The sequence below is a fragment of the Phaeobacter sp. JH20_29 genome, from assembly GCF_048056175.1.
GTDB lineage: Bacteria > Pseudomonadota > Alphaproteobacteria > Rhodobacterales > Rhodobacteraceae > Phaeobacter > Phaeobacter bryozoorum.
The window spans coordinates 1-23559 of record NZ_JAYMWO010000012.1 but is presented as its reverse complement, the minus strand read 5'-3'; the positions used below and the strand labels follow the sequence as shown (position 1 = coordinate 23559).

The window sequence follows — 23559 nt, the reverse complement described above, 5'->3', positions numbered from 1 at the left end:
AAAAATGACTGTACTTGAAAAGGCATATGCGCAGGCCCGCAACCGCAAGGCGCGGGTGGTGTTCCCCGAAATGGACGATCCCAGAGTGGCGGCCGCCGTCGACCAGCTGACCCGCGCGGGGCTGGTGGAGGCGGTGCCTTTGGCGCCGCTGTCTGACGCGCATGTGGAGGTGCTGGTGGCCGCGCGCGGCATGAAAGAGGGGATTGCCAAGCGGATGCTCGCAAAACCCTTGTACCGCGCGGCCGCGATGGTTTCTGCGGGCGAAGCGGATGCGATGGTGGCGGGTGCGGATGTGCCCACGCGCCGGGTGATCGAAGCTGCGAGCATCGGCATCGGGCTGGATGCAGGGGTCAGCACCGCCTCGTCGTTTTTCCTGATGATCTTTCCCGATGGGCGCGAATTGGTGTTTGCCGACTGTGCCGTCAACGTGGCGCCGGATGCCGCGCAACTGGCTGATATTGCACGGGCTTCTGCGCGCTCTGCCGAGGCGCTATTGGGGGCTGCGCGGGTTGCGATGCTGTCGTTTTCCACCGGCAGTTCGGGCGATGGCGACAGTGTGGCGCTGGTGCGCGCGGCGGCAGAGGCCAGCGGGTTTGCAGGTCCGGTGCAGGCGGATGCGGCGCTGAACCCTGGGATTGCCGAGAAGAAGGGCATCGCCCCGGTTAAGGCCAATGTGCTAATCTTCCCGACGCTGGATGCGGGCAACATCGGATACAAACTCTGCCAGGAATTGGGTGGCGCGCAGGCGCTGGGGCCGTTCTTGCAGGGCTTTGCCAAGCCGGTCTGCGATCTGAGCCGGGGCGCCTCGGTCGAGGATATCGTGGCGGCGACCGTTCTGACGGTGGCGCAGATCTGATCCGGCGCGTGAGATGACAGGAGGGCGGGGGCGGCGATCATGGCGTCCCCATCAGGGTCTGGGCATCCATGGCGATCTGGCGCTCTTCCTCGGCCTCGACCACCCAGATCGCCACCTTGGAGCTGGCCGCATGTAGGCGCGATTTGCGGGCGTGGTTGGCATCCACATCCATCCGCGCGCCGATCCATTCCAGACCGCGCAGGATGCGGGCGCGCACACCCACCGCGTTTTCGCCGATGCCGCCGGTGAAGGCGATGGCATCAAGCCCCTCCATTGCGGCAATCAGACTGCCCGCATGACGCAGGCTCCAATAGCAGAAATGTTCGATGGCAAAGGCGCTGTCAGCACTGGGGTCGAGCATCAGGTTGCGCATGTCGGATTTGCCGCCGGACAGGCCGAGCAGGCCACTTTCGTTGTTGAGGATCGCTTTGGTGCGGTCGAGGCCGTTGTCCTCGACCAGGCGCAGCACCGCATTGGCGTCGATCCCGCCTGACCGCGTGCCCATGGTGAGGCCATCCAGGGGCGAATAGCCCATGGTGGTGGCAACGGACTGGCCATTGCGGATCGCACAGAGCGACGCGCCATTGCCGAGGTGAAACGCCAGCAGGCGCGAGGGCAGGGCGGCGCCGGAAATCTCCGGCAGGCGCCGCACCAGCGAGGCGTAGGACAGACCGTGAAACCCGTAGCGGCGGATGCCCTTGGTCTCTTCCACGCGGGGGATCGCATAGCGCGTTGCGACCTCAGGGTTGGTGGCGTGAAACGAGGTGTCAAAGCTGGCAAACTGCGGCAGATCGGGTGCGGTGGCGGCCATGGTGTCGATCGCGGCAAGGCTATGGGGGTTATGCAGCGGGGCAAGCGGCGTGCAGTCGGCGATCTCGGCCCGGATATCGGGGGTGATCCGCACCGGCTTGGTCAGCTTGCGCCCGCCATGCACCACCCGGTGGCCCACGGCGGCCAGATCTGTGGGATCAATGCCATGGTCCGGCAGCGCTGCCAGAATGGCCGCCAGCGCCTCGGCATGGGTGGGGAACTGGCTGTCCCGGCTGTCGCCCGCGATGCGCAGGCGCGATTGCGGCGTGCCGATCCCCTCGGCCAGACCGGCGAGCCGCTGAGTGAGGTCGGCGTCGAAGATCGCGAATTTGATCGAGGAGGATCCTGCATTGAGGATCAGGATATCAGCGGCGGATCGGGGGCTCATAGCGCAACCTTCGCGATATTGAGGGCGGCCAGAGCCGCCAGCAGGGTGACGACATAGCGACGAAACAGATGCGGCGCGGCGAGCGCAAAGCCGCGTGAACCGACCCAGACGCCCGCGCCAAGGATCGGAAAGGCAAGGAGAACCCCCCAGAGCGTGTCCGGCCCGGTCAGCCCATGGGCGGACATCACCGGCAGGGCCATCAGGTCGATGCCGGTGAGAAACACGATCATCGTGGCGCGAAACACCGCAGGCGGGATCGGCTGCGCGGTCATGAAGGCGGCGGCGGGCAGACCGCCGACACCTGCGCTATTGGCCATGCCGGAGGCCATACCCACGGCGACATGACCGGTGGTGCCGATGGGCCGCGCGAGGCTCCAGCCGCTGAGCAGGAGCAGGCTGAGCGCAAAGATCAGCACCGAGATCACCAGCCGGGCCTGATCCGGGCCAAGGCGCGCCATCACGGCCACGGCGGGCAGGGTGGCAACGGCGGCACCTGCCAAGAGGGCCGCCGATCTGCGCCAGTCGATATGGGGGCGGATGCCGCGCGCCTGAAAGACGGTCATCGCAATCTCGCAGGCAAAGACCACAGGGATCAGCGGCAGCGGGTTGGTGATGAGAGCGGCAAGGATGATGAAGATCGCGGAAAAGCCAAAGCCGGAGTAACCGCGGATAAAGGCCGCCGCAAACAATGCGGCGGCCAGAAAGGCGCCCGCGCCCATTGAGAGATCAAAAGGCAGGGGCATTTGCGTCAAACCTGCTGTTCGCGCATGTCGGCCTTGTCGATGCCTGCCACGCGGACCGGTTTCTTCATGGCGTCACGGCGGAACGGTTCCCCCAGTTCCTGGTTGATCATGGCTTCGATCAGGGTGGTCTTGCCGTTTTTCTGGTCCTCGATGGCCTGCGCCAGTGCCGAGGTCAGCTCGTCCATGGTGCGGGCCACAACGCCGTTGAGACCACAGGCCTTGGCGATGCCTGCATAAGAGACCTGCTCGTCCAGCTCGGTGCCGACGAAGTTGTCGTCAAACCACAGGGTGGAGTTCCGTTTCTCCGCGCCCCACTGGTAGTTGCGGAACACGACATGGGTGATGGCGGGCCATTCCTCGCGGCCGATGGCGGTCAGCTCGGTCACGGCGATGCCGAATGCGCCGTCGCCGGAGAAGCCGACGACAGGGGTGTCCGGGCAGCCGATCTTGGCGCCGATGACAGCGGGCAGACCATAGCCGCAGGGGCCGAACAGGCCGGGGGCGAGGTATTTGCGGCCTTCGTCAAAGGAGGGGTAGGCGTTGCCGATGGCACAGTTGTTGCCGATGTCGGAGGAGATGATCGCCTCACGGGGGAGGGCCTGCTGGATGGCGCGCCATGCCATGCGCGGGCTCATCCAGTCGGGTTTGTCGTCGCGGGCGCGCTGGTTCCAGGTGGTGCCCGGATCGTCGTCCTCGTGGGTCATTTCAGTCAGCTGCTGCGCCCAGCGGGATTTGGTTTCCGCAATGCGGTTCCTGCGTTCGTCGCGGCCCGCGTCACCGGCGGTGTCGCTCAGCTGCGCCAGAATGCCATTGGCCACTTTGGCGGCGTCGCCGATGATGCCGACGGAGACTTTCTTGGTCAGGCCGATGCGGTCGGGATTGATATCGACCTGAATGATCTTGGCATTGGCCGGCCAGTATTCCATGCCGTACCCCGGCAGGGTGGAGAACGGGTTCAGACGGGTGCCGAGGCAGAGGACGACGTCGGCGTCCTTGATCAGCTCCATGCCGGCCTTGGACCCGTTGTAGCCCAGCGGACCTGCAAACAGCGGGTGGTTGCCGGGGAAGGCATCGTTGTGCTGGTAGCCCACGCAGACCGGAGCATCCAGACGCTCGGCCAGTGCTTTCGACGCGGCGATGCCGCCCTTGGACAGGACAACACCGGCACCGTTCAGGATCACCGGGTTCTTGGCTTCGGAGAGCAGTTTGGCCGCATCGCTGACAGCGGTTTCGCCACCGGAGGGGCGTTCGAATTCGACGATGGCGGGCAGTTCGATGTCGATGACCTGGGTCCACATGTCGCGCGGGATGTTCAGCTGCGCAGGTGCTGAGGCGCGTTTGGCGTTCATGATCACACGGTTCAGCACTTCGGCCACGCGGGTGGGGTCGCGGACCTCTTCCTGATAGGCCACGCAGTCGGCGAACATGCGCATTTGTTCCATTTCCTGGAAACCGCCCTGACCGATGGTCTTGTTCGCGGCCTGCGGGGTGACCAGCAGCAGCGGCGTGTGGTTCCAGTAGGCGGTTTTGACGGCGGTTACGAAGTTGGTGATGCCGGGGCCGTTCTGGGCGATCATCATCGACATCTTGCCGGTGGCGCGGGTGTAGCCATCGGCCATCATCCCGCCGGAGCCTTCATGGGCGCAGTCCCAGAAAGTGATGCCGGCTTCGGGGAAGATGTCGGAAATCGGCATCATGGCCGAGCCGATGATGCCAAACGCATGTTGGATGCCGTGCATTTGCAGTGTTTTTACAAATGCTTCCTCGGTGGTCATTTTCATCGCGTGTTCTCCTGATGAGACGCCAATAGGGCCGGCACAAAGGCCGGGATGACTCTGGTGTATTCCGCCGCGCGAGGGGCGGTTAGGGCCAGTTCGCGGGCTGGATTAAGACCAGTATTCCAGGGCGTGCCGAATGCTGCGCTGCGGCGGCAAACGGGGCGCAGGCACGGCACGTCCCGAGCGCGTTCTGATCGCGGCCTGATGGCGCTTCAGGCACGCTTGGGGCAGGCACCGGGCAGGCTTTGGGGCGGTCCGGGTGGGATTGCCTTGCAGGGCTAGCCTGCCTTTGCGCGGCAGGGGCGCAGGGCATCGGCCAGCAGCGCCAGACCCGGCTCGATCCGGCTGGACGGGATCGAGGAATAGCCCAGCCGGTAATAGTTCTGTTTGCGGTGTTCGGCGGCAAAGAAGGGCGCGCCGGGTTCGATCAGGACGCTTTTTTCAACCAGCGATCGGGCAACAACCGCAGTGTCCACGTGATCCTCGGCCCGCATCCAGAGGGAAGAGCCGCCGTAGACGCCGACCCCGGCGACGCTGAGCCCGTGATCGGTCACCGCCGTTTCGATCACGCAGCGGCGGTCATGCAGCACCTTGGCCATGCGGCGGATCTGGGCGTCGTAATGGCCGAGCGACAGGAAATAGGCCACGGTGCGCTGCACATGGCCGGGCGGGTGGCGCAGCACATTGGCGCGCAGCGCGCGGGCCTGACGGATAAATGGCTCGGAGCCGACCAGATAGCCAAGGCGCAGCCCCGGAAAGAGCGATTTAGAGAAGCTGCCGACATAGACCACCCGGCCATCGGCATCGAGCGACTTCAGCGCGGGGGAGGGCGCGCCGAGGAAGGACATTTCAAACTCATAATCGTCTTCGACAATCACCGCGTCGATCTCGCGGGCGCGTTCCAGCAGCTGCTTGCGCCGCGCCATCGGCATGGTGGCGGTTGTCGGGCTCTGGTGGCTGGGGGTGGTGAAGATGACATCGGTGTCATCGCGAATGGCATCCGGGGGCAGCCCGTCGTGATCCACCGGCAGGCAGTCGATCTGGCAGCCGCGATAGACCAGCTGATCGCGCAAGGTGTAATAGGTCGGATCCTCAAGCGCGGCCTTGCGGCCCGGTCCCAGCAGCAGCTGGGTCACCAGCCAGAGCGCGTTCTGGGCGCCAAGGGTGATCAGGATCTCCTCGGGCCGGGCAGAGATGCCGCGCCGGGGCAGGGTATGGCGGGCGATATATTCCACCAGAAGCGGGTCGTCCTGATCGAAATAGTCGTTGGTCAGGGCCGCAAAATCCTTTTGCCCCAGCGCGCGCAGGGCACAGAGCCGCCAGTTGGCGTGGTCAAACAGCGTGGCATCGGCCTGCCCGTAGATGAAGGGATAGCGGTAGTCGCGCCAGTTCTGCGGTTTGCGGGGCGTATCGCCGCCGCAGTAGTTGCCGACGATGGTGGAGGCCCAGTCGACCGTATCGGCCGATTTCTGCGAGGGCGCATAGCTGGGCGGCACCGGCGCGTTTTCAGAGACATAATAGCCCGACCGCCCTCTGGAGATCAGGTAATCATTGGCCAGCAGCTCTGTGTAGGCCAGCGTCACGGTGATGCGGCTGATGCCCAGATGCGCGGCGAGTTTGCGCGAGGACGGCAGTTTTTCCCCGACCCGCAGGCGGCCGGAGAGAATGCCCTCGGCAATCATTTCCTGGATTTGCGCCTGCAGGGTGCCTTGCGCGTCGGGGTTCAGAAAGAAGGTGTCGACAGAGATAGCCATGAATCACTGTAGGCTGGACATAAATGGGGTGCAATCTGGACTTACGTGTTTTTTGCACGCTTGCGGAGGAAAACCCAGCCGCCGCGTCTGGCCCGTGATGCCGCATCTTGCCCGTGATGATGGTGATGGTGAGAAAGCGGATCTTCCGTACTGGGCCGGGTTACCTGTCTGACAGATGTTGCAGGTGGGCGCGGATCGTGGGCCATTCGGCGGCGGTGATGGAATAGACGGCGGTGTCGCGCAGGGTGCCATTGGCCAGTATCATATGCGCCCGAAGGATCCCGTCGAGCTGTGCGCCGAGCCGTTCGATGGCGGCCCGGCTCTGGCGGTTGAGACGATGGGTGCGGAACTCCACTGCGATGGCCCCGAGCGTTTCAAACGCATGGGTGAGCAGCAGCCGTTTGCATTCGGTGTTGATCCCGCTGCGCTGCACCGATCTGCGATACCAGGTGGAGCCGATTTCCAGCCTGCGGTTGGCGGCGTCGATGTTCATATAGGTGGTCATGCCGACCGCGCGACCTGTCTGATCCAGCACGGCGAAGGGGGCCATTTTGCCGCTCTGTTGCAGGGCAAGACGACGGCTGATTTCGGCCCCGATATCCTGCGGTGCGGGCACTGTCGTGTACCACAGCCGGTGCAGGTCACCGTCGGCGGCGGCTTCTGCCAGATCGCTGGCGTGATCGGGCAGAAGCGGGGTGAGGCTGACGGTCTTGCCCGTCAGCGGCAGGGGAGACGCCCACATGGTTGCGCACCTTTGATCTGAAACATCCGACCCAGAGATGCAGAAAAGGTGGCCCTGTGGTAAGGGCCACCTTTGGATTTTTCGATCAGGCCAGATTGGACCGGTCTGTCAGGCCTGACTTATCAGGCCTGATGGGGGGTGATCAGCCAAACACCTTGGTCAGGGCCACATCCACCGCGTCGGTGATCTTGTCCACGTCTTCCGGCGTGACGATCAGCGCGGGGCTGAAGCACAGGGTGTTGTTCTTGCCCGGAATGGAGCGGTTGGTCACGCCGATGATGACGTTCTGATTGCCACATTCAGCCACAACCGCCTGCGCCAGTTTCTCGTCCACCGGTTCCTTGGTCTCGCGGTCAGCGACCAGTTCGGCGCCGAGGAACAGACCCTTGCCGCGGACATCGCCGATGACCTGATGTTTCTCCATCAGCGCCTCGAGGTTGGCCTTCATCCGCGCGCCCATGGCGGTGCAATTGTCGAGCAGGTTCTCATCCTCGATGATCTGCATATTGACCAGCGCAGCCGCAGGACCGGCGGTGCAGCCGCCAAAGGTGGAGATATCGCGGAAGTAGTTCATCGGATCACTGGCGTCATCCTTGAACATGTTGAAGACCTCCTCGGTGGTGACAAGGCAGGCAATCGCGGCATAGCCGGAGGCCACACCTTTGGCCATGGTCACGAAATCAGGCTGGATGCCGTAGTGCTGATAGCCGAACCAGGTGCCGGTGCGGCCAACGCCACAGACCACTTCGTCGATGTGCAAGAGGATGTCGTACTGTTTGCAGATCTCCTGCACGCGCGGCCAGTAGCCTTCGGGCGCCTCAATGACGCCGCCGCCTGCGGTCACCGGTTCAAGGCAGAGCGCGCCGACGGTGTCGGGGCCTTCGCGCAGGATGACCTCTTCGATCAGGTTGGCGGCGGCAATCCCGAACTCCTTGCCGGAGAGATGCTCCAGACCCAGCTCGTGCTTGCGGTATTCCATGCAGTGGGGAACCTTCACGAAATCGGGCGCGAAGGGGCCGTATTGCATATTGCGCTCTTCCTGACCGCCTGCGGACATCGTCGCGAGGGTCGAGCCGTGGTAGTCGCGGTCGCGGTAGAGGATCTTGGTTTTCTTGCCGCCGTATTTCTTGTGCGCGATCTGGCGCACCATCTTGAAGGCTTTCTCATTCGCCTCGGAGCCGGAGTTGTTGTAATAAACCCGGCTCATCCCCGGCATTTTCGAGATCAGCTTCTCGGCGAACAGTGCACCGGGGATGGACCCTGCCGACTGGGCAAAATAGCAGAGTTTCATCAGCTGATCGTAGACCGCCTTGGCGATCTCCTCGCGGCCATAGCCGACGTTGACGGTCCAGACACCGCCGGAGACGGCATCGAGCCATTCCTTGCCGTTCTGGTCCCAGACCCGCATGCCCTTGCCCTCGACGATGATGCGGGGGTCGTTTTCCTCAAACGGTTTGTGCTGGATCAGGTGATGCCAGACGTTGGCCTTGTCGGCGGCGATGACCCGGCTCAGGTCGTTTTCATTGAACGTGCCATCCATGACATGCCCTTTCCAAGTTGTTCGAAAATGCGATCCGCCACCGGTCGGCTGGCCAGACTCGCCCTGTCACTACGAAACGCTATATTTACGTTTTGCTCTAGGTCCAGTTGTCGGCGCAATTTAGCTCCAGACGCGGAGCTGGCGGATGAGTTCTGTAAAAAACATATGTTCTGGAATTGCCGGATTGAGAACGTGTGTTGTTCTGCGCCAGATCGGTGCAGGACACAGGCGGAGCGACGCGTTGACGACATATCATCTGATGGTGGCCCCCAATGGGGCACGGCGGCAGCAGGCGGATCATGCAGGTCTGCCACTGCGTACGGCGGAGATTGCCGCGACGGCGGCGGCCTGTCAGCGCGCCGGGGCGGATGCGCTGCATCTGCATGTGCGCGACCGGGACGGGGGGCATTCGCTGGATGCCGGGCGCTACCGCGCGGCGATGGCGGCGGTGGCCGAGGCCGCGCCGGGCATGACGATCCAGATCACCACCGAGAGTGCCGGCATTTTTGCAGTGGCCGATCAGCTGGCCTGTCTGGAGGCGCTGCGTCCGGCGGCGGCCTCGATCTCGGTGCGGGAGCTGGCACGCGATGCGGATCTGGCGGCGCGGGCCTATGCGATCTGCGCCGAGGCCGGGACACAGGTGCAGCATATCCTTTATGACCTGAACTGTGTGGCCCTGCTGCGGGCGGGCTATGCTGCGGGGCGGATTCCCGCAGCGATGCGGTCAGCGATATTCGTTCTGGGACGCTACGCGCCGCCGCGTCTGGCCCATCCGTCGGAGCTGCGCCCGTTTCTGGCGGCAACTGCGGATCTGGATCTGGACTGGGGGCTCTGCGCTTTTGGCCATAGGGAACATGATTGCCTGCTGGCGGGGCTTGAGGCCGGGGGGCGGCTGCGGATCGGGTTTGAAAACAATACCCAGGCTGCGGACGGTTCGGAGTATTCTGACAACGCGGCCTCTGTCGCGGCTTTTGTCGAACGTGCCGGTGCGGCGGGGCATCTGCCTTGTGCGCGCTCTGTTTTCAATGATCAAGGAGCTCAGCCATGAGCCATGTTTTTCCGCGCCACACCAAGGCCAATCTGCCCACTGCCGTTGGGGGCGATGGCTGTTATCTGATTGATGCCAATGGCAAACGCTATTTCGATGGCTCCGGCGGCGCGGCGGTGTCCTGTCTGGGGCATTCCGATGCCGAGGTGATTGCCGCCGTGCAGGCGCAGGTGGGCCAGCTGGCCTTTGCCCATACCGGGTTCATGACCTCGGAACCGGCCGAGGCGCTGGCGGATCTGTTGATTTCACAGGCGCCGGGGGATCTGGACCGGGTCTATTTCGTCTCTGGCGGATCCGAGGCGACCGAGGCCGCGATCAAGCTGGCGCGGCAGTATCATCTGGAGCGCGGCGACAGCGCGCGGCGTCATGTGATCGCGCGCAGGCAGAGCTATCACGGCAACACGCTGGGGGCGCTGGCGGCGGGCGGCAATGAATGGCGACGCCAGCAGTTTGCGCCGCTGTTGATTGATATTTCGCATATCGCGCCCTGCTATGAATATGTTGACCGGGGCGACGGCGAGAGCAGCTATGACTATGGCCAGCGTGTCGCCAATGAGCTGGAGGCGGAGATCCTGCGGCTTGGGCCTGAGACGGTCATGGCCTTCATGGCGGAGCCTGTGGTGGGGGCGACATCCGGCGCGGTGCCTGCGGTTGAGGGCTATTTCAAGCGTATCCGCGAAATCTGCGACCAATATGGCGTGTTGCTCATTCTGGATGAGGTGATGTGCGGCATGGGGCGCACCGGGCATCTGTTTGCCTGCGAGGCGGATGGTGTTGCGCCCGATATCCTCTGTATCGCCAAGGGGCTGGGCGCTGGCTATCAGCCGATTGGCGCGATGCTGTGCAGCCGCCGGATCTATGACGCCATTGAAGGCGGCAGCGGGTTTTTCCAACATGGCCACACCTATATCGGGCACCCGGTGGCAACGGCGGCGGGGCTGGCAGTGGTGCGGGCGCTGCTGGATCGCGGGCTGGTGCAGCGCAGCGCCGAGATGGGCGAGACATTGCATGGCGCATTGGTCGAGGCCTTTGGCCAGCATCCTCATGTTGGCGATCTGCGCGGGCGCGGGTTGTTCCGCGGGATCGAGCTGGTGGCCGACCGGGAGAGCAAGACGCCCTTTGATCCCGGCCTCGGTATTGCGGGCAAGCTGAAGAAGGCCGCGTTCGAGGCCGGGCTGATCTGCTATCCGATGGCGGGCACGCGGGATGGGCGCAACGGCGATCATATCCTGCTCGCGCCGCCCTTCATCCTGACGCAGGATCAGATCGGCGAGATCACTGACAAGCTGAAGATTGCGCTGGCGCAGGTTCTGCCTGCTTCGGGCTCTGGAACCAGGTGAGATCGCGGGCGACTCGGTCGTTTGGCGATCACGTTGGTGGGTCGTAGCCGGATTGCGCAGGTTTTGATCGGCGGACTGGCAGGTTTTGAGATCATTATGTGAAAAGAATGATGTGCTCACGCAGTATATGAGTGATGTTTCTTCATATCTTCTTGGTAGTATCTCTGCATAACTCCAAGAGGACCGATCAAATGACCACAGATATCGCCCCTGCCAACCTTCTTGATCGCTTTCGCGCATCACTTGCCGGGGCGGATTGTCTGGAGCGCCTGCGTGCGGGTGTCATTGGTGAGGGGGCCGAGCTGCCGGGGCCAAATGGGCCGGTCAAGATGATCTACGCCGATTATGTCGCCTCTGGCCGCGCCCTGCGGCAGGTTGAGGACTTCGTTCTGACGGAGGTGCTGCCGTTCTATGCCAACAGCCACACCGAGGCGTCTTATTGCGGCAGCTTCATGACCCGGCTGCGTGGCGCGGCACGGCAGACGATTGCGCGGATCTGCGGCGCCGATGATCGCTTTGCCACGGTGTTTGCCGGATCGGGTGCAACGGCGGGTCTGAACCGGCTGGTGCATCTGCTGGGGGTGTCCGGCGCGGTGGCGGCGGGGCAGCGGCCGCTGGTGATCCTTGGCCCTTATGAGCATCACTCAAACATCCTGCCCTGGCGCGAAAGCGGCGCCGAGGTGGTGGAGATTGCCGAAGCGGCCGAGGGTGGGCCGGACATGGCGGAGCTGGAGGCGGTCTTGCAGGGGGCGGCAGGCGGCGACCGGCTGATCGTGGGGGCGTTTTCAGCGGCCTCCAACGTGACGGGGATTGTCACCGACACCGATGCGGTCAGCCGGTTGCTGCGCCGGTACGGCGCGCGGGTGGTCTGGGATTATGCGGGCGGTGGCCCCTATCTGCCGATGGATATGGCGGCGGGCACCGATGCCGAGAAGGATGCGATTGTATTTTCCGCCCATAAATTCCTGGGCGGGCCGGGGGCATCCGGCGTGATGATCCTGCGCAAGGCGGCAGTGGCCAGCACACGCCCGACGCTGCCCGGTGGCGGCACGGTGAAATTCGTTTCGCCCTGGCAGCATGACTACGCCGAGGATCTTGCCGCCCGAGAAGAGGCCGGCACGCCCAATGTGGTGGGCGATATCCGCGTCGCGCTCTGCCTGCTGGTCAAGGAGGCGATGGGTCAGGCGTTTATGGACCGGCGGCAGGAAGAGCTGCGCCAGCGGGCGCTGGCGGCCTGGCAGGATCTGCCCAATCTGCAAATCCTTGGCAATCCGAACGCTAAGCAGAAGCTGCCGATCTTTTCGTTTCAGGTGCAGGACCCGGAGACCGGCGCGCCGATCCACCAGCAGCTGTTCACCCGGATGCTGTCGGATCACTATGGCGTTCAGGCCCGCGGCGGCTGCGCCTGTGCCGGACCTTATGCGCATCGGCTGCTGAACATCGGGCAGGTGCAGTCCCGCGCCATGCGGGCGGCCATCCTGGGTGGCAAGGAGATCGAGAAGCCGGGTTGGACGCGGCTCAACTTCTCCGCCACGCTGAGCGATGAGAAAGCCGACGCGATCATCCATGCGGTGCGGGACCTGGCGCAGGATCCGCAGCGGTTCTGCGAGGGCTATAACGTCGATGTCTCTACCGCGCGCTTTGCGCCGAAGGTGGCATAATGTGCCGTCTGCTCGCCTGGAACGGGGCCCCGCGCTATCTTGAGGATCTGGTGTTCGTACCGGAACATTCGCTGGTGCATCAGTGCCGTAACGCGCTGATCTGCAAGACGCCGATCAATGCTGATGGGTTTGGTATGGCCTGGTATTCGGACCGGCCCGAACCCTGTCTGTACAAGGATACGCATCCGGCCTGGTCCGATCCAAATCTGGCGCAGATTTCGCGCCACACCAAGACCGGGCTGTTTCTGGCGCATGTGCGCGCCTCGACCGGGACGGCGACCTCGCGCAACAACTGCCATCCGTTTGCCAGTGGCAAATGGAGCTTCATGCACAATGGTCAGGCCGGTGGGCATATGATGTTCCGCAAGCGGCTGGATACGATGATCCCGGATGCTTTCTACGATCACCGTCTGGGCGGCACCGAGAGTGAGGCGATTTTCCTGATCGCGCTTGGGCTTGGGCTTGATGAGGACCCGATTGGCGCGGTGGCGGCGGCGGTACAGCAGGTCGAAGCGGTGTCGCGCGATCATGGCACCACGCCGCATATGCGGTTTGGCGCCTGCTGGTCCGATGGCACCCGGCTTTTTGCGGCGCGCTATGCCTCTGATCAATACGCACCGAGCCTCTATTACCGGATCTACGATGAGGGGGTGATTGTCACCTCCGAGCCGCTGGACAGCGACACCCGGAACTGGATCGAGGTGCAGCCGAACCGTGCGCTGGTCGTCGAAGGGGGGCGGGTTGTCGAGCTGCCGTTCACGGCGGCGCTGGCGGCGTAGCCATCCGGGCGGGTCAGAGCGGGGGCTCTGACGGGTCTCAGATCTTGCCTGTAACTGAGCCTTTGACCGGGCTATTGACTGGCCCCTAAACTGGGCCTCTGCCCGCCCTCCGATATATCAGGGGGATCGCGGGAAGAGGCCGGTTGACTATCCCTACGATGCAGCGCAACCCTGTGGCGAAAATGGACGGGGATAGCTGAGCCGCCCGGCAGGGGTGGTCCGGCGCCCGGACCTGTGTCGGAGGAACCATGTCGCGTGAGGGATCACCCACCTACCCGTTGATCCGAAATGTCGGGCTGTCCGGTATGCTGGTCAGCTTTGGCGATCAGCTGGATGAGGCCACCAATCGCGCCACGCTGGCGTTTCGCGGTGCGGTCGACGATCTGGCGCTGAGCGGCGTGGTGGAAACCGCGACATCGCTGGCCTCGGTCTTTGTGCGGTTTGACCCGGCAGAGCTGCCGCATGAGCGTTTGCACGCGGCGCTGGCGGATCTGTTGCAGACACGGGACTGGCGCCAAGCGCCCTTGCCGCAGGGGCGGCGGTTCTGGCGGGTGCCCACGGTCTATGGGACCGAGCTTGCGCCGCAGCTGGCCGAGGCGGCGGATCTGGCGGGCCTGAGCGAACAGGCGGCAATTGACGAGCTGGGCGCGGCGCGGGTCAGGGTGCTGACCATCGGATTTGCCCCCGGGCAGCCCTATCTGGGCACTTTGGGCGAACATTGGGACATCCCGCGCCAGAGCGAAGTCACCCCTCAGGTGCCGGTCGGGGCGCTGGTGCTTGCGATCCGCCAGTTCGTCCTGTTTTCGACCGCGTCACCGACCGGCTGGCGCCATGTCGGGCAGACTGGCCTGACGCTGTTTCAACCCGAAGCCGCCGATCCATTTGCGCTGCGGGCGGGGGATGAGTTGCAGTTCGAGCCGGTCGGAACGGCCGAGTTCCTGCGTCTGCGCGAGACCGGTGCGCCGCAGGGCGGGGCCATTGTCAGCGAGGTCACATCATGAGAGCGCTGCGGGTTCTGCGGATCGGTCCCTCCTGCACGGTGCAGGACGGCGGACGGGTTGGCTATATCGGGCAGGGGCTGTCGCAGGGCGGCGCGGCGGATCGGCTGGCGCTCGCCGAGGGCGCGGCGCTGCTGCGGCAGGATGCCGGGTTGGCGGCGCTGGAGATGGCCGGCATGGGCGGGCTGTTCGAGGCAACCGAACCCATGCGGATTGCTCTGACCGGCGCCGAGATGCAGGCTACGCTGGATGGTGCGCCGCTGGTCTGGAACGGCTCGCACAGGATTGAACCGGGGCAGCGGCTGGAGATCGGCGCGGCCCGGCGCGGCGTCTATGGCTATCTGCATCTGGGCGGCGGATTGGCCACACCACAGCGGCTGGGCGGACGGTCGACGCATCTGGTGGCAGCCCTTGGCGCGCCGCTGGCCGAGGGCGATATCCTGCCGGTTGGCGAGGAGACGACGCCGGCGGCGCGGCGGGTGACCGGGCTTTGCCTTGATGTGGCGGATCGGTTCTCCGGCGGCGAGCTGCGGCTGGTCGAGAGTTTCCAGTCCGATCTTTTTGACCCGGCGGTGCGTCGGCGCTTTGCCGAGACGCCGTTCACGCCGGGGCGGCGCGCCAGCCGCATGGCGCTGCAACTGATGTCCGAGGGCGAGGGATTTGCCGCAGCGGGGCAGCTGAACGTGCTGTCGGAGGTCATCGTGCCGGGCGATGTGCAGATGACCGGCGATGGCCGCCCGTTCCTGCTGCTGCGCGAGGCGCAGACCACCGGCGGCTATCCCCGGATCGGTACGGTTCTGCCCTGCGATCTGTCGCGGGCGGTTCAGGCGGCGGCTGGGGCTGTGCTGCGGTTTCGCTGGGTCTCGCTGGCCGAAGGGCTGGCGCAGCAGGCGGCGCATGACGCGGCGCTGGCGCGGCTTCCCTCTGCCTGCCGACCGTTGCTGCGCGATCCGGCTGATATGGCTGACCTTCTGTCCTATCAGTTGATTGGTGGCATGGTTTCCGCCGCAGCGGATCCTTTTGAACCCCGAGATGAGCCTGGAGCCGAGACATGAGCAAAACCGTCGATCTGAACGCCGATATGGGCGAAAGCTTTGGACCTTGGACGATGGGCGATGATGCAGCCCTGCTTGACGTGGTCTCCTCGGCCAATATTGCCTGCGGGTTTCATGCGGGCGACCCGGATGTGATGGCCGCGACCATGGCACTGGCGCGGGATCATGGCGTCGGGATCGGCGCGCATCCCGGTTTCGATGATTTGCAGGGGTTTGGCCGCCGCAAGATGCAGGTGCCGCAGGATACGCTGGCCAATCTGATCCGCTACCAGCTGGGCGCAGCGCAGGGCATGGCGCGGGCAGCGGGCGCCGAGGTGCGCCATCTGAAGCTGCACGGCGCCCTGTCGAATATGGCCTGCGTCGATCACGGCATGGCGCGGACCTGCTATGAGGCGGCGCTGGATCTGGACCCGGATCTGATCATCATGGTGCTGGCCGCCACCGCCATGGAGGAGGTGGTGCGCGAGCTGGGCTGCAACTGGTGCGGTGAGATCTTTGCCGACCGGGCCTATAATGACGATGGCACGCTGGTGGACCGGTCGCTGCCCGGCGCGGTGATCCATGACCCGGAGATTGCGGGACCGCGGATCCTGAAGATGGTCGAGGAAGGTGCGATCATCACGGAGAGTGGCGCCCGCATTCCCACGGCCATCGACACCATCTGCCTGCATGGCGACACGCCCACGGCGGTGCAGCTGGCCCGTTCGGTGCGCCAGTCGCTCTCTGACGGTGGAATCGCTATCCGTGCCTTTGAGGGCCGCCGCGGTTAGGCAGGGTGATGTGAAATTGGATGTGAATAATTTTGATGTATATCAGTAGTTTGTACCGCTGAGTATATAAATTGGATGTTGGAGCCTATTCCAATCTCCGATTTCTGGAGTAAACCTGTGGCAGCCCATCCCTGTATCAGGTCCCTGCCATGCCTCTTCGTCTGTTCTCGACCCGCTCACGCCCCATACATCTGGGCCCCTTTCCGATGGAGCGGTTGCAGCCCGGGGTGATGCCGGATCTGACGGCGGTGCCGCCATTTCAACGGCTGAGTTTTGCCCGGCCCGATATGCCTGCCTCTATCGTCAATGCGATGGGCGAATATCAGGCGATGATGGATGCGATCCGCGACGGGCTGGTCAACAAGGCGCAGGCTGACTGCCCGAGCGATCCGCAGGAGCGGGCCGATCATATCAAGGCCTTTGGCTATTTCAGCGATGCGGCGATGGTGGGGATCGGGCCGATGCCTGCCTCTGCCCGGCTGCACGTGCCTTATCGCAACCCCGATATCGACCGTCTGGCCCACGACCTGAAGACCCGCCAGACCAAGACGCTGGCCTCTGGCATCGACATGATCATGGCGGATCTGCGCGATGCGATGGAGGCGCCGCCGACCACCATCGGCGATCACACCCATTCGATTGTGTTCCTGTACGACATGCCGCGCGACCCGCGCCCGGAGGAGGTGGGCTGCGACTGGCTGGAGGGGGCCGAGCGGCACCGCGCCTGTCTGCGGGCCTCGGAGACGGCGGTGGTGCTGGCGAATTACATCCGTCTGCTGGGCTGGGATGCCAAGGCGCATACCGGGACGTCGGCGGATGTGGATCTCAATCAGCTGACCGTTGCGGCGGGGCTTGCGACGGTTGAGGATGGCAAGCTGGTGAACCCCTATCTGGGGACACGGTTTGGCGTTGCGGTTGTAACCACCGATTTCGACATGGCGCAGGACAAGCCGCTGTTGCCGCAGGATCTGCAACCGGTGATGCAGGTGAAGGGGCCGAAATGGTGGCTGGGGATCGGGTCGGAACGCTCAGCGCTGAATGGCGACCCCTTTGCCCGCCGCGATTTCCGCGATGGCCCGCATCCGTTTGAAACGCTGAAGCGGGTGGAGGATCCCACCACCTATATCGACGAGGCCCGTGTGGCGCGGGTGCCAAAACGCGCCGATATGTTTGCCCGCAGCCAGTTCGGTGACATGGGCAAGACCAACCAGCAGGCCGCAACCGGCGGGTTCTACGTGCGCAAGGCCGCGCCTTCGATGGCGCAGCGGCGGATGCTGGGGGCCTTTGTGCTGTTGCAGGATGGTGCGCCGGCCACGCAGGCACCGCGCCCCACGGATGCGGAGCGCAATGCGGCCAACATCAAGGCGGCGAGCTATTGGCTGGGGATTGATGCGGTGGGGATCAGCCGCTGCCCGGAGTGGACCTGGTACAGCCATGACGCCACCGGCGCCGAGATCCACCCGGAACATGATCAGGCGATTTCGATGATTGTCGATCAAGGCTTTGACACCACCGAGGGCACCTCGGGGGACGACTGGATTGCAGTGGCGCAGTCCATGCGGGCCTATCTGCGGTTTTCGCTGCTGGGCGGCGTGATTGCGCGGCAGATCCGCAACCTCGGCTACAAGGCGAAGGCCCATACGGTGATGGATGGTGAGGTGTTGCAACCGCCGCTGCTGCTGTTGTCGGGGCTGGGGGAGGTGAGCCGGATTGGTGAGGTGATCCTGAATCCCTTCCTCGGACCGCGCCTGAAGTCTGGGGTTGTGACCACCGATATGCCGATGGCGCATGACAAGCCGATTGATTTTGGCCTGCAGGCGTTTTGCGAGGCCTGCAACAAATGTGCGCGCGAATGCCCGTCGGGGGCGATCACGGCTGGGCCGAAGCTGATGTTCAATGGCTATGAAATCTGGAAGTCGGACAGTCAGAAATGCACCACCTACCGGATCACCACGCCCGGTGGGGCGATGTGCGGGCGGTGTATGAAAACCTGCCCCTGGAATCTGGAGGGGATATTCAAGGAAAAACCCTTCCGCTGGGCGGCGATGAATTTGCCAGCGGCGGCGCCTGCGCTGGCCAAGCTTGACGATATGGTTGGCAATGGCGAGATGAACCCGGCCAAGAAATGGTGGTGGGATCTGGAGCTGGAAGAGGACGGCGGCTATCGCCCGACGCGCCACCCGGTCAATGCGCGCGCGCTGCAAAAGGATCTGGATCTGCGCTATGAGGATCAGACGCTGGCGGTTTACCCCGCGCATCTGGCGCCGCATCCCTGGCCCTATCCGTTTCCTATGGACCGGGAGGCGGGGATTGAGGCCTATCAGGCGATGATCACCGCTGAGGAATACAAGGCCCGGCGCGCCCGCGGCGAGACCGGCGATTGGGATCACATTTATACCAATGACAGCGACAGCCCGGTTCTGCGGGTGGAGGTGTCGAATGTCGAGGTAATGAGCGATGGCGTCACCAAATACGAATTCAAGAGCCTCGACGGCAGCCCCCTGCCCGAATGGACGGCGGGCGCGCATCTGGACATCGTGGTGGCACCGGAGTTCCTGCGCCAGTATTCCATGTCCGGTGACCCGGCGGACCGCTCGAAATATCAGATCGGTGTGCTGCGCGAGGATGTGGGGCGAGGTGGATCGAAGCTGCTGCACCGGATTTTCACTAAGGGACGGCGGGTCTTTATCTCCAAACCGATCAACCATTTCCCACTGGTGGAGGAGGCCAGCCGCAGTTTCCTGATGGGGGGCGGAATTGGTGTCACGCCGATGATTGCGATGGCGCATCGTCTGCATGAGTTGGGACAGCCGTTTGAGCTGCATTACTCCGTCCCCTCGCGCAAGGATGCAGGCTATCTCGACGATCTTGCAGCGATGCGCTGGGCGGACAATGTGCGGGTGCATGTCTCGGATGAGGGCAGCCGCGCCGATCTGGACCAGCTGCTGGCAGGGTATCAGGACGGCTGGCATGTCTACACCTGCGGGCCGGATCGCTACATGAGTGGGGTGATGGAGGCGGCAGAGCGGCAGGGCTTCCCTGAGGAGGCGCGCCATCTTGAGTATTTCTCGGTGCCGGAGGTGCCGGAGTATGAAAACCACGACTTCACGCTGAAGCTGGCGCGCTCGGGGCGTGAGGTGTTGGTGCCTGCGGAGAAAAACGCCACCGATGTGCTGGCGGAGAACGGCATTCATATTGATGTGAAATGTTCCGACGGCATCTGTGGTGTTTGCAAATGCGGGCTGGTTTCAGGCGAGGTGGAACACCGCGATTTCGTGCTGTCCAAGGCGCAGCGCAAGGGCGCGGTGATCCTGTGCCAGTCACGGGCCGCAGAAAAGGGCGGCGTGATCGAGGTGGATCTCTGAGCGCTGCGCGGAGGCGTCAGCCGACCGCAAGTAAAACGGGCCGCGCGTGACATCGCGCGGCCCGTATCGTGCTGGTAGGTCGCGGTTTAGCTATCCCTTGCGGCCTTCATCTCGCCTGCGCGGATCAGGGCCGTGGCCAGCGCGCTTTCGGAGATCGGTTTTTGCACAATCGGGCAGGGCGGGTAGATATCGACGATATCCTGCACCTCGCCATAGCCGGTGGTCAGCACAAAGGGGATGCCCTGCCGGGCCAGCTCCTCGGCCACCGGCACCGATTGTTCGGAGCCGAGATTGACGTCCAGCACCGCATATTCAAAGCCGCCCTCCGCCAGTGCGTCCAGCGCCTTGCCGACGGAGGAGGCGCTGGCGACCTCGAAGAAACCCATATCTTCGAGCATTGCGGTAAGATCCATGGCGATGATGAAACTGTCCTCAACCACCAGCGCCTTGCCCTGAAGCTGCGCGGCCTGTTGGGCCGGATCCACCGTGATGGTGGTCTTGGCGACAGTTGTCTCATCGACGATCTTGTGCAGGTAGAGGGTGGGAATGCGGAACGATGCCTCAAGACCTGTGGTCTTGTACTGGATCTTGGCATCGCCCTTCAGCTCATGCGGGATGGAATTCTCCACGATCGAGGAGCCAAATCCGCGCCGCGAGGGAGGGGCAACCGGTGGCCCGCCCCGTTCGACCCAGTCGATCAGAAGCGCGCCGCTGTCTTCTTCCTTCAGGGTGATGATGACCCGGCCCACCCCGTTGCTGAGCGCGCCGTGCTTGACGGAGTTTGTGGTCAGCTCATGCAGGACAAGCGCCAGCGTGGTGAACGCCGTCGGCAAGATCAGCGCGTCAGGACCGTTGATCACCACCTCATCAGGACGCCCGGTGGTATAGGCCTCCAGCTCGCAGGTTATAAGGGCGCGCAGAGAGGCGGGCTCCCATTGTTCGCTGGTCAGCTGGTCATGGGCGCGTGCCAGAGAATGGATGCGGCCATCAAGATTGTCGGTAAATTCGGTCAGCGTGCGCGCCGTTCCCTTGGTCTGGGTGACCAGCCCGCGCATCAGGTTGAGGATATTGCGGACCCGGTGGTTGAGTTCGGAGATCAGCAATTGCTGCTGTTCCTCGGCCCGCGCCCGTTCGGCATTGGCGGCCTCGGTCACCTTGAGGAAGATTTCCAGCAGCACGGTGCGCAGCAGATTGGCACTGTGAAGGGCTTCCTCTGCCCAGGGGACACTGCGCCATTCCACGGTTTCCTGCCAGGCCTCAAAGCTCTTGCGCGGGGTAAGGCGCACGCCATTGGGGCCGACCTCCATCGGTTTGGTCGGATCCCCCGCCCATTCCACGGTCTGCGAGATCTTGCGCCGACACAGGATCAGATAGTCGCGCGGGCGTTTGGAGATCGGGATCGCCAGAATGCCTGCGCAGCGGTCGATGTAGTCGCGTGCGGGTTCGTGAAGGCTCTCCAGCTGGTTGGTGGAAAAGGCGGTTGTGCCGATGGTCAGATCCAGCATCCGCGCCAGCGACCGGGTTTCCTCGGCGGTCGGGGTGAGGCCGGTGGCCTGGAAGTCGCCATCTGAGTAGAGCACCAGCCCGTCATGCGGGATCACGTCCTGAATATCCTCGGACACCGATATCAGGCTGTCCTTGAACGGGCGGCCATCCGCCAGCATCGCCATCAGCTGCGTTTGCAGTCGGTTCATGTTCTTTTCTTCGCGGCTGCGCTGCTTGGTCTCGAACTGGCTCAGCTCATAGGAGAAGACATGGGCAAACATCTCGATCGCGGTGCGGCGCTCATAATCAATGTAGCGCGGGCGATTGTGGTGGCAGGCAAACAACCCCCAAAGCTCGCCATCCTTCATGATCGACACCGACATCGAGGCACGCACGCCCATGTTGCGCAGATATTCCAGATGGATCGGCGACACGGCGCGCGTCACCGCCAGCGACAGGTCCAGCGGGGCGCCGTCGATCTTGAAGGCGGGGGTGATCGGTGATCCGGCATCATCCACATCCGCAATCAGCCGCAGCAGCGAGCGTTTGTAGAGCGCGCGTGCCTGAACCGGGATATCGGAGGCGGGAAAGAACATGTTTTCGTATTTCTTGGTCCGGTCGCTGCGCACCTCGGCAATGACCTGGCCGGACTGATCGGGCTGGAACTGATAGACCATCACGCTGTCGAAACCGGAAAGCGCCTGCAGCCCCCGTGCCGCCCCCTGCGCCAGTCGGGCGATACCCTCATCGCGGCGCAGCTGCGAGAAATGCGGATAGATCTCCGACATCACATCGCGCTCGCTGCGGTCGAACTTCGGTTCGAACTCCACCACCAGATGGCGCCCGCTCTGATGGATGCTGATATCAAAGGCCTGAACGCCGGTCTTCAGCGGGATGTTAAAAAAGCGCAGGCTGCTGTCCGGGGCTTCCAAGGCGCCCAGATTGCGGCGAATGCGGCTGAAGGCCGCCTCGGTGATCAGCCCTGCCAGCGATTGGCCGATGGCCTCCTCAGCCGCGATGCCCAGGATTTCCTGCAGGTTCTCCGAAGCATGCTGCACGATCCAATCGGTCGATAAGGCGATCAGCCCGCCATAGGATTGCACCCGGCCCAGTTGATGAATGGGTTCGCGATCGCAGTTGGTCAGGGTCGTGGTGGAAACGGTTTGTTCCAAAGCCATTATACAGGCCCTTTTTATTGGGATGTTATCAATATCATGCGCGCTGTCCGATCCGCGCAGTCTTCTCAGCAGTCTTATATATCAAGCGGGTAATTCAATCGGCGTGGTGCCGAACGGTGTAAGCCGGGCGGCGGTCTGGAAAAGGTCAAACCCCTTGCGGGTATCCGCCACGATCCGATGCGCCAGCGCGCCATCGGGGGGGAGATGATCCAGATCATCGCATGTTGCCCGCCATGGCGCCAGATGGTCGCGCGGTCTGAAATAGTCAGGCAGCTCCCCCGGTCCTGCGGCATCGCTCAGGCGGCGGCGCAGCACCTCATTGCCCATGCGCGAGCCAAGCACCAGATAGTCGACGGCTGTGGGGTGCAGCTCTGGCGTATCCTCTGCAATGACGGCCGGCTGTCGCCCGATGGCGGCGCAATCCGCGCGCAGGGCGTCGATCAGCGCTGCCAGCAGCGGGCTGGCGCGACCGGTCTGGCCGCCGCTGTTCCGCGATAGTGCGTAGAGCGCAGTATGCTGACAGCTGAGAAACCAGGCGAGATGGGGCAGGGGGCTTTCGTGAAACGGGGCAAAGGCCCGCTCTGCCGCGTCATGTTCCATACGGGTGATCCGGCGCAGCATGTGGCGGAAACCGTCATTCGTCGCACGCGCTCCGTCTTGGCCGGGGGCAGGTGCCGGGGGGGCTGCTGACGCACGGCTCTCCGCCGCTCGCTGCGCGGACTGGGGTTGGGGAAGGTCTCTCATCGTCTCTTGTCGTGGTTCCGCGATTGCGCTGTTGTTTCCGTGGCAGCCCAGGCATCAGCGGGCCCGGGCGGGTCGTGCCTTCCATCGCAGTCGGCGGGCGATGAGGAGGACATTGACCAGTGTTCTGACCGATGCCGCCCCGCCCCGGCTGCGGCTCCACCAAAGCCTATGATGGTGCGACGACACAAGCCATAGTCTTTATAGTGACCTCGCGGCGCGGGTCGATTTTGCGAGCCGGGGGCCGCTGCGTGGACTTTTTACGCTGAGAGTCCCGTGCTCGGGGCGCGTGACGCGCTGAGACACCGAGTCGGATGAGCGCGAGTCGGCAGGCGTTTAGTGGTCCCGGGCGTGCGTACCTCTATATATAGATATGAGCGGGGGGATCTTTGGTGATCGTCCCAGCGGTTGCGGGCAGAATGGATCACGGAAGCTGGGTTAATCTGTCGAATATGGATGTGTAACAGTCTGATATTGCTTGATAATATGACTTTTTGCCGGAAACTTCATGAAAATGTCAAAAAACCG

The 23559-nt window shown here is 63.7% G+C and carries 17 protein-coding genes; 9 read left to right on the top strand and 8 right to left on the bottom strand.

What is annotated here, in order from left to right:
- Positions 1–4: 4 nt before the first annotated feature.
- The gene (locus VWZ85_RS08880) at positions 5–856 is read left to right on the top strand and encodes a phosphate acyltransferase (RefSeq protein ID WP_416537390.1); all 852 of its coding nucleotides are present in this window, start codon (positions 5–7) and stop codon (positions 854–856) included.
- 37 nt (positions 857–893) lie between these two features.
- Here VWZ85_RS08880 and VWZ85_RS08875 read toward each other — a convergent pair whose 3' ends face one another.
- The 6 genes from VWZ85_RS08875 to VWZ85_RS08850 form a co-directional block, all read right to left on the bottom strand.
- Positions 894–2054 carry an acetate/propionate family kinase gene (locus VWZ85_RS08875; RefSeq protein ID WP_416587900.1) on the bottom strand — a complete coding sequence of 387 codons (1161 nt, stop codon included), beginning with the start codon at positions 2052–2054 and terminating at the stop codon, positions 894–896.
- Positions 2051–2797, bottom strand: coding sequence for a TSUP family transporter (locus tag VWZ85_RS08870; RefSeq protein ID WP_416535248.1), 747 nt, complete (start codon positions 2795–2797; stop codon positions 2051–2053). Before VWZ85_RS08870 ends, VWZ85_RS08875 begins: the two co-directional genes overlap by 4 nt.
- Before the next feature lie 5 nt (positions 2798–2802).
- Positions 2803–4578, bottom strand: coding sequence for a sulfoacetaldehyde acetyltransferase (gene xsc / locus VWZ85_RS08865; RefSeq protein ID WP_416545313.1), 1776 nt, complete (start codon positions 4576–4578; stop codon positions 2803–2805).
- A 275-nt stretch (positions 4579–4853) separates the two neighbouring features.
- Positions 4854–6329: a PLP-dependent aminotransferase family protein gene (locus VWZ85_RS08860; RefSeq protein ID WP_340546828.1), complete on the bottom strand. Its 1476-nt coding sequence runs from the start codon at positions 6327–6329 to the stop codon at positions 4854–4856.
- 160 nt (positions 6330–6489) lie between these two features.
- A complete protein-coding gene (locus tag VWZ85_RS08855) occupies positions 6490–7071 on the bottom strand; it encodes a GNAT family N-acetyltransferase (RefSeq protein WP_416541217.1) in 582 nt (193 codons plus the stop codon).
- A 142-nt stretch (positions 7072–7213) separates the two neighbouring features.
- The gene (locus VWZ85_RS08850) at positions 7214–8611 is read right to left on the bottom strand and encodes an aspartate aminotransferase family protein (protein WP_340546830.1); all 1398 of its coding nucleotides are present in this window, start codon (positions 8609–8611) and stop codon (positions 7214–7216) included.
- Between the two features lie 241 nt (positions 8612–8852).
- On the opposite strand from VWZ85_RS08850, the gene VWZ85_RS08845 reads away from it, so the two are divergent.
- The 8 genes from VWZ85_RS08845 (at position 8853) to VWZ85_RS08810 (ending at position 19627) form a co-directional block, all read left to right on the top strand.
- Positions 8853–9659 (top strand): 3-keto-5-aminohexanoate cleavage protein, encoded by an 807-nt coding sequence (locus tag VWZ85_RS08845; RefSeq protein ID WP_416587897.1) that lies wholly within the window; start codon positions 8853–8855, stop codon positions 9657–9659.
- Positions 9656–10999, top strand: coding sequence for an aspartate aminotransferase family protein (locus VWZ85_RS08840; protein ID WP_416587894.1), 1344 nt, complete (start codon positions 9656–9658; stop codon positions 10997–10999). The genes VWZ85_RS08845 and VWZ85_RS08840 overlap by 4 nt, the downstream gene beginning before the upstream one ends.
- A 191-nt stretch (positions 11000–11190) precedes the next feature.
- Positions 11191–12660 (top strand): aminotransferase class V-fold PLP-dependent enzyme, encoded by a 1470-nt coding sequence (locus VWZ85_RS08835; RefSeq protein WP_416587892.1) that lies wholly within the window; start codon positions 11191–11193, stop codon positions 12658–12660.
- Positions 12660–13439, top strand: coding sequence for a class II glutamine amidotransferase (locus VWZ85_RS08830; RefSeq protein ID WP_340546834.1), 780 nt, complete (start codon positions 12660–12662; stop codon positions 13437–13439). Before VWZ85_RS08835 ends, VWZ85_RS08830 begins: the two co-directional genes overlap by 1 nt.
- Before the next feature lie 248 nt (positions 13440–13687).
- A complete protein-coding gene (locus VWZ85_RS08825) occupies positions 13688–14440 on the top strand; it encodes a 5-oxoprolinase subunit B family protein (RefSeq protein ID WP_416587890.1) in 753 nt (250 codons plus the stop codon).
- On the top strand, positions 14437–15492 hold the full coding sequence (locus tag VWZ85_RS08820) for a biotin-dependent carboxyltransferase family protein (protein WP_416587887.1): 1056 nt from the start codon (positions 14437–14439) through the stop codon (positions 15490–15492). The genes VWZ85_RS08825 and VWZ85_RS08820 overlap by 4 nt, the downstream gene beginning before the upstream one ends.
- On the top strand, positions 15489–16262 hold the full coding sequence (locus tag VWZ85_RS08815; RefSeq protein ID WP_416587885.1) for a LamB/YcsF family protein: 774 nt from the start codon (positions 15489–15491) through the stop codon (positions 16260–16262). The genes VWZ85_RS08820 and VWZ85_RS08815 overlap by 4 nt, the downstream gene beginning before the upstream one ends.
- Before the next feature lie 149 nt (positions 16263–16411).
- Positions 16412–19627: a 2Fe-2S iron-sulfur cluster-binding protein gene (locus tag VWZ85_RS08810; protein WP_416587882.1), complete on the top strand. Its 3216-nt coding sequence runs from the start codon at positions 16412–16414 to the stop codon at positions 19625–19627.
- Between the two features lie 86 nt (positions 19628–19713).
- Here the strand turns inward: VWZ85_RS08810 and VWZ85_RS08805 are convergent, their stop codons facing one another.
- Both VWZ85_RS08805 and VWZ85_RS08800 read right to left on the bottom strand, forming a co-directional pair.
- The gene (locus VWZ85_RS08805; protein ID WP_416535239.1) at positions 19714–22290 is read right to left on the bottom strand and encodes an HWE histidine kinase domain-containing protein; all 2577 of its coding nucleotides are present in this window, start codon (positions 22288–22290) and stop codon (positions 19714–19716) included.
- A gap of 81 nt (positions 22291–22371) precedes the next feature.
- Complete coding sequence (locus VWZ85_RS08800) at positions 22372–23034, bottom strand: hypothetical protein (RefSeq protein ID WP_416587880.1); 663 nt, start codon at positions 23032–23034, stop codon at positions 22372–22374.
- Between the last annotated feature and the right edge of the window lie 525 nt (positions 23035–23559).

Bases quoted from the DNA above. Each gene is read 5' to 3' on its own strand.
- VWZ85_RS08880 (WP_416537390.1), top strand. From the start codon at position 5: ATGACTGTACTTGAAAAGGCATATGCGCAGGCCCGCAACCGCAAGGCG.
- VWZ85_RS08875 (WP_416587900.1), bottom strand. From the start codon at position 2,054: ATGAGCCCCCGATCCGCCGCTGATATCCTGATCCTCAATGCAGGATCC.
- VWZ85_RS08870 (WP_416535248.1), bottom strand. From the start codon at position 2,797: ATGCCCCTGCCTTTTGATCTCTCAATGGGCGCGGGCGCCTTTCTGGCC.
- xsc (WP_416545313.1), bottom strand. From the start codon at position 4,578: ATGAAAATGACCACCGAGGAAGCATTTGTAAAAACACTGCAAATGCAC.
- VWZ85_RS08860 (WP_340546828.1), bottom strand. From the start codon at position 6,329: ATGGCTATCTCTGTCGACACCTTCTTTCTGAACCCCGACGCGCAAGGC.
- VWZ85_RS08855 (WP_416541217.1), bottom strand. From the start codon at position 7,071: ATGTGGGCGTCTCCCCTGCCGCTGACGGGCAAGACCGTCAGCCTCACC.
- VWZ85_RS08850 (WP_340546830.1), bottom strand. From the start codon at position 8,611: ATGGATGGCACGTTCAATGAAAACGACCTGAGCCGGGTCATCGCCGCC.
- VWZ85_RS08840 (WP_416587894.1), top strand. From the start codon at position 9,656: ATGAGCCATGTTTTTCCGCGCCACACCAAGGCCAATCTGCCCACTGCC.
- VWZ85_RS08835 (WP_416587892.1), top strand. From the start codon at position 11,191: ATGACCACAGATATCGCCCCTGCCAACCTTCTTGATCGCTTTCGCGCA.
- VWZ85_RS08830 (WP_340546834.1), top strand. From the start codon at position 12,660: ATGTGCCGTCTGCTCGCCTGGAACGGGGCCCCGCGCTATCTTGAGGAT.
- VWZ85_RS08825 (WP_416587890.1), top strand. From the start codon at position 13,688: ATGTCGCGTGAGGGATCACCCACCTACCCGTTGATCCGAAATGTCGGG.
- VWZ85_RS08820 (WP_416587887.1), top strand. From the start codon at position 14,437: ATGAGAGCGCTGCGGGTTCTGCGGATCGGTCCCTCCTGCACGGTGCAG.
- VWZ85_RS08815 (WP_416587885.1), top strand. From the start codon at position 15,489: ATGAGCAAAACCGTCGATCTGAACGCCGATATGGGCGAAAGCTTTGGA.
- VWZ85_RS08810 (WP_416587882.1), top strand. From the start codon at position 16,412: ATGCCTCTTCGTCTGTTCTCGACCCGCTCACGCCCCATACATCTGGGC.
- VWZ85_RS08805 (WP_416535239.1), bottom strand. From the start codon at position 22,290: ATGGCTTTGGAACAAACCGTTTCCACCACGACCCTGACCAACTGCGAT.
- VWZ85_RS08800 (WP_416587880.1), bottom strand. From the start codon at position 23,034: ATGAGAGACCTTCCCCAACCCCAGTCCGCGCAGCGAGCGGCGGAGAGC.